At 71.4% G+C, this 14285-nt stretch carries 13 protein-coding genes; 5 read left to right on the forward strand and 8 right to left on the reverse strand.

From position 1 onward, the window contains the following. Window positions 1–52 precede the first annotated feature (52 nt). The 3 genes from ABZ854_RS21325 to ABZ854_RS21335 are packed head-to-tail and all read right to left on the reverse strand — an operon-like array spanning window position 53 to window position 3421. Window positions 53–802 (reverse strand): succinate dehydrogenase/fumarate reductase iron-sulfur subunit, encoded by a 750-nt coding sequence (locus ABZ854_RS21325; protein WP_361213080.1) that lies wholly within the window; start codon window positions 800–802, stop codon window positions 53–55. After that, window positions 799–2748 carry a fumarate reductase/succinate dehydrogenase flavoprotein subunit gene (locus ABZ854_RS21330; RefSeq protein ID WP_361213083.1) on the reverse strand — a complete coding sequence of 650 codons (1950 nt, stop codon included), beginning with the start codon at window positions 2746–2748 and terminating at the stop codon, window positions 799–801. Before ABZ854_RS21330 ends, ABZ854_RS21325 begins: the two co-directional genes overlap by 4 nt. Before the next feature lies 1 nt (window position 2749). After that, the gene (locus ABZ854_RS21335; protein WP_361213197.1) at window positions 2750–3421 is read right to left on the reverse strand and encodes a succinate dehydrogenase; all 672 of its coding nucleotides are present in this window, start codon (window positions 3419–3421) and stop codon (window positions 2750–2752) included. Window positions 3422–3542: 121 nt separating this feature from the next. On the opposite strand from ABZ854_RS21335, the gene ABZ854_RS21340 reads away from it, so the two are divergent. Then, entirely contained in the window at window positions 3543–4427 is an 885-nt protein-coding gene (locus ABZ854_RS21340) for a LysR family transcriptional regulator (RefSeq protein WP_361213200.1), read from the forward strand. A gap of 212 nt (window positions 4428–4639) precedes the next feature. Here the strand turns inward: ABZ854_RS21340 and ABZ854_RS21345 are convergent, their stop codons facing one another. The 3 genes from ABZ854_RS21345 to ABZ854_RS21355 form a co-directional block, all read right to left on the reverse strand. Continuing rightward, window positions 4640–6784 (reverse strand): EAL domain-containing protein, encoded by a 2145-nt coding sequence (locus ABZ854_RS21345; RefSeq protein WP_361213086.1) that lies wholly within the window; start codon window positions 6782–6784, stop codon window positions 4640–4642. Beyond that, on the reverse strand, window positions 6781–7593 hold the full coding sequence (locus ABZ854_RS21350) for an SAM-dependent methyltransferase (RefSeq protein WP_361213089.1): 813 nt from the start codon (window positions 7591–7593) through the stop codon (window positions 6781–6783). Before ABZ854_RS21350 ends, ABZ854_RS21345 begins: the two co-directional genes overlap by 4 nt. A 306-nt stretch (window positions 7594–7899) precedes the next feature. Beyond that, window positions 7900–8865, reverse strand: coding sequence for an SCO0930 family lipoprotein (locus ABZ854_RS21355; RefSeq protein ID WP_361213092.1), 966 nt, complete (start codon window positions 8863–8865; stop codon window positions 7900–7902). Between the two features lie 880 nt (window positions 8866–9745). Here ABZ854_RS21355 and ABZ854_RS21360 point away from each other — a divergent pair. From ABZ854_RS21360 to ABZ854_RS21370, 3 genes are all read left to right on the forward strand, one after another. Beyond that, the gene (locus ABZ854_RS21360; protein WP_361213095.1) at window positions 9746–9874 is read left to right on the forward strand and encodes a hypothetical protein; all 129 of its coding nucleotides are present in this window, start codon (window positions 9746–9748) and stop codon (window positions 9872–9874) included. Between the two features lie 32 nt (window positions 9875–9906). Further along, complete coding sequence (locus ABZ854_RS21365) at window positions 9907–10671, forward strand: hypothetical protein (protein WP_361213098.1); 765 nt, start codon at window positions 9907–9909, stop codon at window positions 10669–10671. A gap of 241 nt (window positions 10672–10912) precedes the next feature. Further along, window positions 10913–11443 carry a hypothetical protein gene (locus tag ABZ854_RS21370; RefSeq protein ID WP_361213101.1) on the forward strand — a complete coding sequence of 177 codons (531 nt, stop codon included), beginning with the start codon at window positions 10913–10915 and terminating at the stop codon, window positions 11441–11443. A 121-nt stretch (window positions 11444–11564) separates the two neighbouring features. On the opposite strand, the gene ABZ854_RS21375 is transcribed toward ABZ854_RS21370, so the two are convergent. Beyond that, window positions 11565–12323 (reverse strand): hypothetical protein, encoded by a 759-nt coding sequence (locus ABZ854_RS21375; RefSeq protein ID WP_361213104.1) that lies wholly within the window; start codon window positions 12321–12323, stop codon window positions 11565–11567. 333 nt (window positions 12324–12656) lie between these two features. On the opposite strand from ABZ854_RS21375, the gene ABZ854_RS21380 reads away from it, so the two are divergent. Continuing rightward, window positions 12657–13331: a class F sortase gene (locus ABZ854_RS21380; protein WP_361213107.1), complete on the forward strand. Its 675-nt coding sequence runs from the start codon at window positions 12657–12659 to the stop codon at window positions 13329–13331. A gap of 93 nt (window positions 13332–13424) precedes the next feature. On the opposite strand, the gene ABZ854_RS21385 is transcribed toward ABZ854_RS21380, so the two are convergent. Beyond that, window positions 13425–14261 (reverse strand): polysaccharide deacetylase family protein, encoded by an 837-nt coding sequence (locus ABZ854_RS21385; RefSeq protein WP_361213110.1) that lies wholly within the window; start codon window positions 14259–14261, stop codon window positions 13425–13427. Between the last annotated feature and the right edge of the window lie 24 nt (window positions 14262–14285).

A 14285-nucleotide genomic window follows, 5' to 3' on the forward strand; every position in this document is an offset into this window, starting at 1 on the left:
GGCGCGGGGAACTGCGCGACCAGCCACAGCGGGCCCGCACCCCGTACCGGCGCTACCCCCTCCCCACCTTCCGGGCAGCCCGCAACCACTCCTTGTTCATGCTCGTGATGGACATCAGCGGAATCCCCTTGGGACAAGCGCCGGCGCACTCGCCGGCCAAGGTGCACCCCCCGAACCCCTCGGAGTCCATCTGGGCCACCATGTCCAGCACCCGCGTCTCCCGCTCCGGCGCCCCCTGAGGCAGCACGTTCAAATGGTTCACCTTCGCCGAAGTGAACAGCATCGCCGCCCCGTTGGGACACGCGGCCACACACGCCCCGCACCCGATGCACTCCGCGTGCTCGAACGCGAACTCGGCGTCCGCCTTCGGCACCGGCGTCGCGTGCGCCTCGGGCGCGGAGCCGGTCGGGGCGGTGACGTAGCCGCCGGCCCGGATGATCCGGTCGAAGGCGGACCGGTCGACGACGAGGTCCTTGATGACCGGGAACGCGGAGGCCCGCCAGGGTTCGACGTCGATCGTGTCGCCGTCGCGGAAGGACCGCATGTGCAGCTGGCAGGTGGTGGTGCGTTCGGGGCCGTGCGCGTCGCCGTTGATGACGAGGCTGCACGCGCCGCAGATGCCCTCGCGGCAGTCGTGGTCGAAGGCGACCGGTTCCTCGCCGCCGAGGATGAGCTGTTCGTTGAGGACGTCCAGCATCTCCAGGAAGGACATGTCGGGTGAGATGCCGTCCACGTCGTAGGTGGACATGGCGCCGTCGGCGTCGGCGTTCTTCTGCCGCCAGACGCGCAGGGTGAGCCTCATGCGTAGCTCCGCTGGGTGGGGTGGACGTACTCGAAGACCAGGTCTTCCTTGTGCAGGGTGGGGGCCTCGCCGGCGCCCGTGAACTCCCAGGCGGCCGTGTAGCCGAACTCGTCGTCCTTGCGGGCCGCCTCGCCGTCGGGGGTCTGGGACTCCTCGCGGAAGTGGCCGCCGCAGGACTCGGCGCGGTGCAGGGCGTCGAGGCAGGTCAGCTCGGCCAGTTCGAGGTAGTCGACGATGCGGTTGGCCTTCTCCAGGGACTGGTTGAGTTCCTCGCCGCTGCCGGGGACCTTGATGCGCCGCCAGAACTCCTCGCGGATCTGCGGGATGCGCTCCAGTGCCTTGCGCAGCCCGGTGTCGGTGCGGGCCATGCCGCAGAACTCCCACATGAGTTCGCCGAGTTCGCGGTGGAAGGAGTCGGGGGTGCGGTCGCCGTCGACGGCGAGGAGCAGATTGAGGCGGTCCTCGGTCTCGGCCAGCACCTCCTGGACGACCGGGTGGTCGGCGGTCAGGTCGTCGTCGAGCGGGTTGCGGGCCAGGTAGTCGTTGATGGTGGCCGGCAGGACGAAGTAACCGTCCGCGAGGCCCTGCATGAGGGCGGAGGCGCCGAGGCGGTTGGCTCCGTGGTCGGAGAAGTTGGCCTCGCCGACCGCGAACAGGCCGGGGATCGTGGTCTGGAGGTCGTAGTCGACCCACAGGCCGCCCATCGTGTAGTGCACGGCGGGGTAGATCCGCATCGGCACCTCGTAGGGGTTCTCCGCGGTGATCCGCTCGTACATCTCGAAGAGGTTGCCGTACTTCTCCTCGACCTTCTTCCTGCCCATCCGCCGGATGGCGTCGGCGAAGTCCAGGTAGACGCCCTGGCCGCCGGGGCCCACTCCCCTGCCCTCGTCGCAGACGTTCTTCGCGGCGCGGGAGGCGATGTCGCGGGGCACGAGGTTGCCGAAGGAGGGGTAGACGCGCTCCAGGTAGTAGTCGCGCTCGTCCTCGGGGATCTGGTGGGGAGGGCGGGTGTCGCCCTTGGCCTTGGGCACCCAGATGCGGCCATCGTTGCGCAGCGACTCGCTCATCAGGGTCAGCTTGGACTGGTGGTCGCCGGTGCGCGGGATGCAGGTGGGGTGGATCTGGGTGAAGCAGGGGTTGGCGAAGTACGCGCCGCGCCGGTGCGCCCGCCATACGGCCGTCGCGTTGGAGTTCATGGCGTTGGTCGACAGGTAGAAGACGTTGCCGTAGCCGCCGGAGGCCAGGACGACGGCGTCGGCGAAGTAGGTGTCGATCCTCCCGGTGACCAGGTCGCGGGCGACGATGCCGCGGGCCCGGCCGTCGACGGTGATCAGGTCGAGCATCTCGGTGCGCGGGTGCATCTCGACGTTGCCGGCCGCGATCTGCCGGGACAGTGCCTGGTAGGCGCCGAGGAGGAGCTGCTGGCCTGTCTGGCCGCGGGCGTAGAAGGTGCGGGACACCTGGACGCCGCCGAAGGAACGCGTGTCGAGCAGGCCGCCGTACTCGCGGGCGAACGGGACGCCCTGGGCCACGCACTGGTCGATGATCTCCACCGAGATCTGGGCGAGGCGGTGGACGTTGGACTCGCGGGAGCGGAAGTCACCGCCCTTGACGGTGTCGTAGAACAGGCGGTGGACCGAGTCGCCGTCGTTGCGGTAGTTCTTCGCCGCGTTGATGCCTCCTTGCGCGGCGATGGAGTGGGCGCGGCGCGGGGAGTCCTGGTAGCAGAACTGGACGACGTGGTAGCCCTGTTCGGCCAGGGTCGCGCCGGCGGAGCCGCCCGCGAGTCCGGTGCCGACGACGATGACGGTCTTGCCGCGCCGGTTGGTGGGGTTGACGAGCCTGGCCTCGAAGCGGCGCCTGTCCCAGCGCTCGTGGATCGGTCCGGCCGGGGCCTTGGTGTCGGCGACCGGGTCACCGGTCGCGTAGTCGGCGTAGGAGGTCATGTCAGCTCACCACTCCGGTCATCACGCCCACGGGTACGGCGATGAAGCCGGCCGTGAGCAGCACTGCGAGGACGTTGGCGACGGTCTTCAGGGTGCGGTCGCGCCTGCGGCTGCCGACGCCGAGGGTCTGGGCGGCGCTCCAGAAGCCGTGCCGGATGTGCAGGCCGAGCGCCAGCATGGCGACGATGTAGATCGCGTCGCCGTACGAGGTGGAGAAGGTGTCCACGACGTTCTGGTACGGGTGGCCCTCCTGGAAACCGCCGGAGTGCACGGTTCCGGTGGTCAGGTCCAGGATGTGCCAGACGATGAACAGGCCGAGGATGATGCCGCCCCAGCGCATGGTGCGCGTGGCGTAGCTCGCCTGGGGCCTGCTGTGGACGTACCGGCTGGGGCGGGCCTTGAGGTCGCGGCGGCTGAGCTGGTACGCGGAGACCGCGTGCGCGAGCACCGCGACGATCAGGACGACGCGGATGAGCCACAGCGTCCACTCGTAGTGCATGAAGGGCTCGCCGACCGTGCGCAGCCAGTGCGCGTAGTGGTTGAACTCCCCCGCCCCGAAGAAGATCTTCAGGTTGCCGATCACGTGCGCGACCAGGTACAGCAGCATGATCACGCCGCTGACCGCCATGACGGTCTTCTTGCCGACGGTGGAGTCCCACACCGTCCGCGCCATGGACGGCCGTCGGTCCGTCCGCGTTACCAGAGCCATGACACAGCACGCTAGGGCCGAAAGGTGCGATCGGTCCAAGACATGGTCCAGCTTGTTTCCATAGGCTACGGCTATGCTGGTCTCCATGCAGTTCCAGCAGCTCCAGTACTTCGTGGCGGTCGCCGAGACCCGGCACTTCACCCGGGCCGCCGAGCTGGTCCATGTCGCCCAGCCGTCGTTGTCGCAGCAGATCAAGGCGCTGGAGCGGGAGCTGGGCGCCGATCTGTTCCTGCGCGCCCGGGGCAACATCACCCTCACCGCGGCGGGCGAGGCGCTGCTGCCGCTGGCCCGGCGGATCCTCGCGGACGCGGACACGGCGCGGCAGGAGGTGCAGGAGCTGGTGCAGTTGCGGCGCGGGCGGGTACGGCTCGGGGCGACGCCGAGTCTGTGCACGGGGCTGCTGCCGGACGTGCTGCGCGCCTTCCACGACCGCTATCCGGGCGTCCGGCTGCTGGTCGAGGAGGGCGGCTCGCACGACCTCGTGCGAGAGCTGGCGCGTGGTGCGCTGGATCTCGCGCTGGTCGTGCTGCCGCTGCCGGCCCCGGCGCCCGCGCTGACCACGGTGGAGCTGCTGCGGGAGGACCTGGTGGTGGTGTCCTCACCGGAGGCGCCGGCGCCGGGGCGCGGCGGGCGCGTGGTCGGCATCGCCGATCTGGAGGGTGAGCGGCTGGTGATGTTCCGGCACGGGTACGACCTGCGGGAGCTGACCGTCGCGGCGTGTCGCTCCGCCGGGTTCGAGCCGGAGTTCGCGGTGGAGGGGGGTGAGATGGACGCGGTGCTGGGGTTTGTGCGGGCGGGGTTGGGGGTGGCTGTGGTGCCCCGGATGGTTGCCGCGCGGGCCGGGACCGGGCTTCGGGTGACCCCGTTGGCACGGCCTGGGCTGCACCGGGTCATCGCGCTGGCGCACCGCAGTGATGTGGCTCCGCCTCGGGCTGCGCGGGAGTTGCAGCGGATGTTGATCGAGCGGTGAGGGTCCTTTTGGGGCCGGGGCGGTGCGTCGTGCGGGGTGCGGTGCGTTTCGGGGTGCGGGTGCGTTGTGGCTGGTCGCGCCCACGCGGCGGAGCCGCATATCGATACAGCCCCGCGCCCCTTGGGGGGTTGGGCCCTCTCGGCGATGAGAAGGCACCCTCGGCAGGCTAGGGGCCGGTTGCGCCCTCCCTGTGATGAGAGGGCGCCCCTTCTTCAGCCCGTGGCGTCTGCCAGGGCCAGGTCGTGCAGGCGGTCTGGGGGGCCCGGGCGGGCGTAGTACCAGCCTTGGGCTGTGTCGCAGCCCAGTATGCGGAGTTGTTCGGCCTGGGCTCCTGTTTCGACGCCCTCGACGGTGACCGTGAGGTCGAGGCTGTGGGCGAGGGAGACGATGCCTTCGACGATCTTGAGGTCGACGGGGTCGGCCGGGAACTGCTGCATGCCCTGGGTGAAGGAGCGGTCCAGTTTGAGGATGCTCACCGGGAGGCGGCGCAGGTTGGCGAGGTTGGAGTAGCCGGTGCCGAAGTCGTCGAGGGCGATGTCGACACCCATCTCGGCCAGTCGGCGCAGCGGTTTGAGGAGGTCGTCGTCGGCGCCGATCAGGGCGGACTCGGTGACCTCCAGGCAGAGGGCGTCCGGGGCGACGCCGGCGCGTTCGAGGATGTCGACGGTGTCCTGGACCAGGCCGGGATGGGTGAGCTGGCAGGGCGAGAGGTTGACGTTGATGCGCAGCGGACCGCCCGCCGTGTGCTCGCCGTACCGCTCGCGCCAGGTGCGGGCCTGGCGGACGGACTCCTCCAGGACCCAGCGGCCGAGCGGCACGATCAGGCCGGTGTGCTCGGCGAGCGGGATGAACCGGTCGGGGCCGAGGATGCCGTGCTGCGGGTGCAGCCAGCGGACCAGCGCCTCGGCGCCCCTGACGCTGCCGTCGCCGAGGTGCACCAGCGGCTGGTACTCGATGAAGAACTCGCCGCGGTCCAGGGCCGTCGGCAGCGCGGTCGTCAGACCGTGCCGGGTGATGGCGCGGGCGTCGGCCTCGGCGTCGGCCAGCTCGATCCGGTTGCCGCCCGCCGACTTGGCGCGGTACATCGTGATGTCCGCGCTGCGCAGCACCTCCGCCGCCGTGCGCTCCCCTGCGGGTCCCTCCACGATGCCGAGACTGCCGCGGACCAGCAGGTCGCGGCCGTCGATGCTGATCGGGGTGACCAGCGCGCTCATGATCTGCTCGGCGAGTTCGTCGACCGTGCGCCGCCCGGCGGGGCCGGTGGTGAGCGCGACGAACTCGTCGCCGCCGAGCCGGGCGACCATCTCGCCGGGCGCGGTCGCGCAGGACTGGAGCCGGTCGGCGACCTCCACCAGCAGCCGGTCGCCGGCCGCGTGCCCGAGGCTGTCGTTGACGGTCTTGAAGCCGTCCAGGTCGAGGTAGCACAGGCCGAACCGCTGGCCCTCGCCGGCGTTCAGGGCCTTCTCCAGGCGCTCGAAGAACAGCGTGCGGTTGGGCAGGCCGGTGAGGGCGTCGTGGGTGGCCTCGTAGCGCAGCCGGAGGTTGAGCAGCCGCCGTTCGGTGGTGTCCTCCATCAGGGCAAGCTGGTACTGCGGTTCGCCGTCGGCGTCGCGCAGCAGGGAGACCGTCAGGTTGGTCCACAGGACCGTGCCGTCGGGCCGGTTGAACGCCTTCTCCATGTGGAAGTGCTCGCGTTCGCCGCGCACGAGTTCGTCGTACAGCCGCCAGGTCTGGGGGGCGTCCTCGGAGTGCTTCCAGTCCGTCACCCGGCGGCCCCGCAGGGAGTGCTCGGGAAGCCCGAACATGCGCAGCAGGGCCTGGTTGACCTGGAGGATGTTGCCGTCGAGGTCGGCGATGCCGATTCCTATGGCGGCGCCCTCGAACACCGCGCGGAAGCGGGCCTCGCTGGCGTGCAGCGCCTGGGCGACCACGCCCTGGGCCTGCAACGCGGCCTGGGCGATGGCCTCCTGCTCGGCGAGGGTGCGCTCGCGCAGCGCCTCCGCGTACCCGGCGGCCATGGCGTGCTGCAACCGGGAGGAGCGGATGCGCAGTTCGTCCTGGGGGCCGTCCCCGCCGCAGTAGAGCACCAGGTAGGCGTCGACGCAGTCGAGGGTGCGGGCGAGCGCCTCCGGGTCGGTGCAGTGCGCGTGGACGAGGGCGGCGCCGACCGCCTTCGCCTCCCCGGCGGCGAAGCCGCGGGCCCGCAGCAGCTCGCTCAGCCGGCGGGCGAGCGGGAGCAGTTGTTCCTCGAACTCGGCGCGCGTCGACGTCGTCGACGTCACCGGGAACAGCGCCCGGCTCCAGATCGTCGTCAGCCGGCGCAGTCTGTCCTCCGGGCCGTCCGGCTCCGCGCTCACGCCGTACGCCCCACGCCGGCGAACCCGGAGAAGGCGAACGGATCCTCGTCCTCCGGCTCGGACTCCGGGCGCCAGCGCGGCATCGGCACCAGTCCGGGTTCCACCATGTCGTACCCCTCGAAGAACCGCGCGATCTCGTCGCGCGAGCGCATGATCAGCGGGTTGCGAATGTCCTTGTATACGTCCACCGCGCCCTCGGCCCGCTCCGGAGGCAGCGGGATTCCCTCGTACGAGGCATGCGTGAGGATCAGCAGGCTGCCGGGGGCGAGTGCCGCGCGCAGCTCGGCCACCGCGGCGTGCGGGTCGTCCGTGTCTTCCACGAAGTGCAGTATGGCAACGAGAAGGAGGGCCACTGGACGGTTCTGGTCGATCAGCCGCTCCACCTGGGGGCTGGCGAGTATCTCGTGCGGCTTGCGCAGGTCCGCGGCGACGACGTCCGCGGCGTCGTCACCCGCCAGGACCGCCTGGCTGTGCGCCACGGCCACCGGGTCGTGGTCGACGTAGACCACCCGGGCGCCCGGGGCGGCGGCGCGGGCCACCTCGTGGACGTTGCCGAACGTCGGGATGCCGGAGCCGATGTCGAGGAACTGGGTGATGCCCTCACCGGCCGCGTAGCGCACGGCCCGGCGCATGAACGCCCGGTTCGCCTGCATGATCTTCGGCAGGCCCGGCAGGAACTCCATCGCCTTGCGGGCCGCTTCCCGGTCGACCTCGAAGTTGTGCGAACCGCCCAGGTAGTAGTCGTAGATACGCGAAACGCTCGGCACCGAGATGTCGATGCTCCGGGGGGCCCAGGCGGGACGCTCCATGTATCTCTCCAACGCGTAGACGGCAGGGACAGGCGATCCGGTGTTCGAGCTGAGGCTACTGATCGCCCGCCAATGGAGCGACCCGAACCGGAAATTGACCGTCCGTTCCCGGTCACTGCCTGCGGGAAGTGCCCGCGCGTGCGCGCTGGGTGACGACGAGCGCCGTCCGGCGAGCGCACACAGCGGTCCGCCCCCCTCCGTGCGGCGCGGAGGGGGGCGGACCTTCGGTCGGGTGCCCGGCCGTGCGGGCGATCGCCCCGGACGGGCGGTCGACCCGGGCGGGCGGTCGACCCGGGCGGGTGATCCCTACTTGCCGGGCGCGCCGACCGGCTTGCCGGAGGGCGAGACGGCGTACCACGTGCCGCCCACACCCTGGCCGTTGGTGTCTCCGGCGGCCTTGTCACCGGAGAAGGTGTAGATCGGCCAGCAGTCGACGGTCATCTGCCTGGTTCCGTCGGGCCTGGTGAAGCCCATGAGGCCCTTCTTCTGGATGCCCTTGGTGTCGCCGCTCTCGACGGGCGCGACGGCCGGCCACTTCTCCAGGCAGGAACCGGAGCAGTTGGAGACGGACTTCGGCCACGCCTTGTCCTTGAGGAACCGGTAGACCGTCATGCCGTTCTTGTCCACGACGATGTCCCCGAGCTTGGGGTCCTTGCGGACGGACAGGCCGGGCAGGTCGGACAGTTTGGCCTTCTTGCCGTCCGGCGCCATGGCGAACCACTTCCCGCCCACGCCCTGTCCGTTGACGTCACCGGAGTTGACGTCCTTGACGTAGCGGTAGGCGGGCCAGCCGCCGATGGTGAGCTGCTTGCTGCCGTCGGCCCGGGTGACCTCGCCGAGCAGGGCCTTGTCGATGCCGGCGCCGGCCTGGGCGTCGTCGGCGGGCACGGGCGGCCAGGTGGTGGCGCAGTCGCCGGCGCAGTTCGACTTGGGCGGATTCGCGGTGTCCTTGTCGAAGCGGTACAGGGTGAGGCCGGAGCCGTCGGACACCACGTTGCCCAGGTCGGGGTTGGCGGCCACGGTCAGCTTGCCGGCGGGGGCCGCCGGGGCGGAGGAGGCCGAACTCTGGTTGCCGTCGGCGCCGTAGCCGTTGCCCGCGCCCGTCCCGGCACCCGTGCCCGGATTGCCGTAGCCGCCCGGTACGGCCGTGGCCCCGACGTTCTGGGCGGCCGAGGACGGCGTGGTGGTGTTGTCCTGACCGCACGCCGTCGTCAGCGTCAGCACCGCGGCGGCCGTGGCCACCAGTGAGGCGGTCCGCCAGGAGGTATTCATCGTCAACTCCCCATGATTCGCATGGCAATTGCAGCTCGCCTTGGTGCGCCGCCGCACGGCCATGGGTACGCGGGGCGGGGGTGGTTGCGTTCAACGGGTGAGGGATTTTCTTCGGCGGACCTGCGCCCGGGCCGCGCCCGGGTCCCCACCAGGTCCGCCTCCCGGGGCTCGTACGGGCGTCCACATCCGGCCAGTTCGGCCCTTTGGTCCGTCAAACGGCTGATCCTGTCTTATCCCTCCTTCGGATCATTCCTGCCGTACTCTGGCGTGCGACGGCTCGCGGCTGCCCATGATCGTCGTCGTGTATGCACCCGAAGTGACCCGACGCGCGCCCGCCACACGGGCGTTGGCCCTGCTGGCGTTGACGTGGACCCTCGTGGGCTGCCCGGTCGGCAGCGCGTCGGCCGACGCCTGCGCGTACGCCTCGACGGGCCCGGACGGCACGGTGGCGGTGGCCGTCGCCGGCGGCGGCCACCACGGCCCACCCGAGGACCGCGGGCATCACGGCGGCCATGACGGTCACGGTGACCACGGAGGTCACGGCGGACATGACGGTCGCGGGCATCACGGTCACGGCCCCCACGGACCCGATCACCACTGGCCCGCTCCCCAGCCGTGTCCCGAGCCGCCCCCGCCGCCGTGCCCGCCGACTCCCACCCCTACGCCCACGCCCACCCCGACACCGACCCCCGTACCCACACCCACACCGGTCCGGAAGCCGCCGCCGGCCGAGCCGGCCCCGAAGCCGCGGCCCACTCCGACGCCGAAGCCCCCGCCCGCACCGAGGCCGGCCGCCCGGCCGGCTCCGCCGCCTCCGCCCGCCCCGGCACCGGAGCCGCCCCCGCCGGCCAAGCCCCGCCCCCGGCCCACCGTCACCCCGGTGAGCTACCCGGCGTACCACCCGCGGCCCACGCCGCACTCGGCGCCCGACCCGACCACACCCGTCACCTACGTCCTGCTCATCACCGTTCCCGCGATCGTCGCCGTCGCGGCGCTGCGCCCGCGCTGACGCGCCGGGCCGCTCACCTAAGGAGTCACCCGTTGTCGGATTGGCTTGTTCTCGTCCTCGCGATGCTGGGGGCCTGCGCCGTGGTGGTCGTCATCACCCTCGTACGGCACCGGACCGCGGCCGAGGACGACGACCCCAGCGAGACGCCGGACGTCATCGAGTACATGACCATGTGGATCGGCGTCGTGTACGCCATCGTCCTGGGGCTGGCCATCGCGGGCGTGTGGGAGGCCCGCAACGCCGCCCAGGACCATGTGCAGGCCGAGGCCCAGGCGCTGCACGAGATCTCGGAGCGGGTCCGGGTCTACCCGCCGGCCGTGCGTGACCACATCCGGGACGACGTCGACGCGTACGTGAGCTACGTCGTCACCACCGAGTGGAAGTCGATGACCGACCACGAGCGGGTCACCGGGCACGGCACCGAACTGCTGGCACGGGTCCGCGCGGACGTCACGGACTACCAGCCGAAGAACGACTTCGAGGCACAGGCCTACCAGCCGGTGCTGGACCAGATGGCCGCCGCCGACCAGGCGCGCAACGCCCGCGCCGACTCCACCGGGGCGACCATGCCGTCCGTGGTGTGGTGGGGGCTGATCACCGGGGCGCTGATCACGGTCGGCATGGTCTTCGCGCTGCAGATCCGGCGCACCCGGCGAGAGCTGATCCTGGCCGGGGTGTTCTCCGCGACCATCGCCTTCATGCTCTTCCTGATCTGGGACTTCGACGCCCCGTTCAGCCGGGGCATCGCGACGACCGCGGAGCCGTTCCTCACCCTGTTCCCGCACGCCGGGACCTAGCGGTCCGGTCTCCCCGCGGGCGGCGCACGGCCGGGAGTGTCGCCCGGCGCGGAAACGTCACCCGGCCGCCGCAACGGCTTCCCCCGGACGGCGCACACCCGTGCCCCATTCGCACTACTGCGATCGCGCGGGTGGGCCGGCGTTCCTAGCGTTCCGGTCATCGAGGCGCATTCCCGGCGCAGAGGTCCGGCGCGAGCGGAAGAGGTCCGCGGTTGCTCCTCGACAGACCGGAGGAACCACCATGCCTGCGATACGCGTCGCTTCGGCCGCACTGCTGAGTGCCGGCGCCCTCGCCCTGTCGGCGCCGCCCGCCGTCGCCGGTGACGGCCACGGCATCACCCCGTTCGGCTTCCGGGTCGTCCCGTCCACCGTGGCGGCGGGCGGCCAGGTCAGCCTCCAGCTGAACCGCGACGGCGGCTGCCGGGGCACCGCGACGGTCACCTCGGGCGTCTTCGACACGGTCCGCCTCCCGCCGGGGCAGGACACGGCGGCCACGGTCATCGACTGGGACGCCCGGCCGGGGGCCGCGTACCGGGTGACGTTCAGCTGCGACGGGTCGAGCGGCTGGACCCAGCTCACCATCGCCCAGGACGGCGGTACGGCGCGGCCGATGCCGTTGCGGCCGGCCCAGCACGGGGTCGAGGCCGGGGCGGGCGGCAGCATCGGCGGGTTCGACGCCAAGGAGATCGGCCTCGGCGCCGCCCTGATCGCCGGCTCGCTCGGGGTCGCCTACCGCCGCACCCGCCGCCGCACCGGGGACGACGGCGCCTGACGTGCGGACGGCAGGGCTCCGCCCCGGATCCCCGGGGGAACGGATCCCTGGGGGCCGGGGCGAAGGGCCGTGCACGTGCGAGGCTCACTCGGACGCCGGGACCCACGCCCGGGGCGCCGCGTCAGATCCGCTTCTCGTTGCGGCGCCGCAGCCAGAAGACGCCGCCCCCGATGACGGCCGCGCCCACCAGACCGCCGCCGATGGCCATGTCGGTCGCCGTGGCCCCGTGGGACTGGCTGCCGCCGACGCCGCCCTGGACACCGCCGAGCACGGTGAAGGCGGACGGGCGGGTGAGGGTCCGGCCGTCGCAGTTGACCGTGATGTCGTACCGGCCGGGACGGGCGTCGCGGTCGATGGTGGCGACGCCGCGCGCGGAGTCGCCGCGGTACGGGGTCAGGCGGGTGGTGCGTGAGGCACGGGAGGACATGGTGCCGCCGCGGCAGCCCTCGACGGTGACGGTGAGCCGGGAGCCGGCGGCGAGCACGCTGGGCGTGGCGACGATGTTGCGCGGGTTGCCGTCACCGCGCCCGCCGTCGTTGTTGCCCTGGTTGTTCCCGTTGCCGTTCCCGAAGTTGTTGTTGTTGTTCCCGTTGACGTTGCCGTTGTTGTTGCCGTTCCCGTTGTTCCAGTTCCCGTTGTTGTTGCCGTTGTTGTTGCCGTTGTTGTTGCCGTTGTTGTTGTTCCAGTTCCCGTTGTTCCAGTTGCCGTTGTTGTTGCCGTTGCCGGGCGCGTTGAAGTTGCCGTTGTCCGGCGCGGTCAAGGAATTGTTGTTCGAGGGGCCGCCCCCGTTGCCCATGCCGTCCGCGACGGCCACCGGCGCGGCGAGCCCGAGCGCGGCGACCGCGGCGCACGCGGCTGCCAGGGCACGTTGGTTTCGCATGTGATCCTCCGCGAGAGGCGCCCCGGGTCCCGTCCCCGGTCGATCGGCGAGAAAGCACCTCTGCACATGACCCTCGGCCGCACGGAACACGCCCGCATGTCGAGAATGGTCCGTCCTGGTGAGCGGACACGCCGTCAGAAAACCACACAATCGGATATAGCCGCAGGTCACGCCCCGTCAGAAATTTCCTGTGAACGGCAACTCGGATGGCGCACCGCCCCGGCCGGGCGCCACCCGTTCGCCCCCCGTCCCGTCGCCCGCCGCGCGCGCGGGACTTAGCGTTTTCCCATGCGCGATGGGCGTGGTGACGGCCGTGACGAGAGGGGTCTGCGCATGTCTGCGTCCGAGCTGTCCGAGCTCGCCGAAGAGGAGGAGCGGCGGCGGAAGCGCGCTCCCTGGGGTGCCATAGCGCTGGTGCTGCTGACCGGTCTGGCCCTCATCCGCAACGGTTCGGGGGAGTTCGACTCCGGTCCGCCGCAGCCGGCGTCGGCGGCCGCCCCGGCGAGCACCGCCCCGGCGCACACGTCCACGTCCTCCGCCCCGGCCGCGCTGCCGTTCTCGGCGGTCGACCGCGTACGGATCCCGACGATCCGGGTCGACGCGCCCGTGATCCCGGTCGGTCTCGACACCGACGGCTGGGTGGCCGCGCCACCGCCGGACAACGCCGACCTGGCGGGCTGGTTCACCGGTGCGGTCTCCCCCGGCGAGAAGGGCACCGCGGTCATCGTCGGGCACGTCGACAACAAGCAGGGCCCCGCCGTGTTCTACGGCCTCGGGGCGCTGAAGAAGGGGAACAGGATCGAGGTCCTGCGCAAGGACGGCAGGACCGCGGTGTTCGAGATCTACGGCATCGAGGTCTTCGAGAAGAGCAAGTTCCCCGGCGACCGGGTGTACGGCTCGAAGGGCACTCCGGAGCTGCGGGTCATCACGTGCGGCGGCGGCTTCTCCAAGCAGCACGGCTACGACGGCAACGTCGTCGTCTTCGCCCGCCTGGTCGCGGTGAAGTGAGTTCCCAGCGGCCGACGAACGCGGTCGGACGGTCGCGGCCGGGCGGACGCGGGCCCCACGGCCGGCCGCCCGCCGTGAGGGCCCGTCAGACGGTCAGACGGGACGGTGACGCGGCACGGTGAGGTGGTAGCCGTGGTCGATCAGATACGGCAGGTACTCACGGATCGCTCGGACGCTCTGCGTCCGGTCGCCCCCGGCGTCGTGGGAGAGCACGACGACACCGGGGGCGGCGCCCTTCTCCACCCTTTCGACGATGGTCCTGGTGCCGGGTGTCGTCCAGTCGGTGGTGTCGACGGTCCAGGCCATCGGCTCCATGCCCATCTCAGCGCCCAGCTCGAACACGTTCCGGTTCCAGGCGCCGTAGGGGGCGCGGAACCACTGCGGCCGCTCCCCGTAGGTGTCCTCGATGATGTCGCTGGTCCGCTTCATCTCGGAGCGGATCTTCTTGCGGCTCATCCGGATCAGCAGGGGGTGCGTCCAGGTGTGGTTGCCGACCACGTGCCCCTCGTCGGCCATCCGGGCGAGCAGGTCGCGGTTCCACTCGACCTGTTCGCCGCACACGAAGAACATCGCTCGTACGTCGTACTTGGCGAGGGTGTCCAGGATGTGCGGGGTGTAGTCCGGGTGGGGGCCGTCGTCGAAGGTGAGCATCATGTGCCGGCCGGCGGCGGGGATCTCGAGGAAGGGTTCGGTCCGCGCCTTCAGCGCGGGCGGGGCGGCGCGCGGTTGGCCGTAGCCGGTGAGGGGCTGGAGCCGGAAGGCGGAGGCCTTGGGGGCCTGGCGTGCCTGGGGACCCGGCGCGGGGGCGGCCCGGCCGCCGGTGTCCTCGCCGCCCGCCAGGACGACTCCGGTGGCGGTGCCCGCGGCACCCACGGCGGCGGCGCCGGCGAACAGGAGCCGGCGCCGGGTGAACAACTGATCCTTCTGCATGACTCATCAGTCGCCCGGCCAACC

It is taken from the genome of Streptomyces sp. NPDC047028, from assembly GCF_040644095.1.
Classification (GTDB): Bacteria; Actinomycetota; Actinomycetes; order Streptomycetales; family Streptomycetaceae; genus Streptomyces.

Bases quoted from the DNA above. Each gene is read 5' to 3' on its own strand.
- ABZ854_RS21340 (WP_361213200.1), top strand. From the start codon at position 3,543: ATGCAGTTCCAGCAGCTCCAGTACTTCGTGGCGGTCGCCGAGACCCGG.
- ABZ854_RS21330 (WP_361213083.1), bottom strand. From the start codon at position 2,748: ATGACCTCCTACGCCGACTACGCGACCGGTGACCCGGTCGCCGACACC.
- ABZ854_RS21370 (WP_361213101.1), top strand. From the start codon at position 10,913: ATGCCTGCGATACGCGTCGCTTCGGCCGCACTGCTGAGTGCCGGCGCC.
- ABZ854_RS21325 (WP_361213080.1), bottom strand. From the start codon at position 802: ATGAGGCTCACCCTGCGCGTCTGGCGGCAGAAGAACGCCGACGCCGAC.
- ABZ854_RS21380 (WP_361213107.1), top strand. From the start codon at position 12,657: ATGTCTGCGTCCGAGCTGTCCGAGCTCGCCGAAGAGGAGGAGCGGCGG.
- ABZ854_RS21385 (WP_361213110.1), bottom strand. From the start codon at position 14,261: ATGCAGAAGGATCAGTTGTTCACCCGGCGCCGGCTCCTGTTCGCCGGC.
- ABZ854_RS21350 (WP_361213089.1), bottom strand. From the start codon at position 7,593: ATGGAGCGTCCCGCCTGGGCCCCCCGGAGCATCGACATCTCGGTGCCG.
- ABZ854_RS21335 (WP_361213197.1), bottom strand. From the start codon at position 3,421: ATGGCGCGGACGGTGTGGGACTCCACCGTCGGCAAGAAGACCGTCATG.
- ABZ854_RS21375 (WP_361213104.1), bottom strand. From the start codon at position 12,323: ATGCGAAACCAACGTGCCCTGGCAGCCGCGTGCGCCGCGGTCGCCGCG.
- ABZ854_RS21355 (WP_361213092.1), bottom strand. From the start codon at position 8,865: ATGAATACCTCCTGGCGGACCGCCTCACTGGTGGCCACGGCCGCCGCG.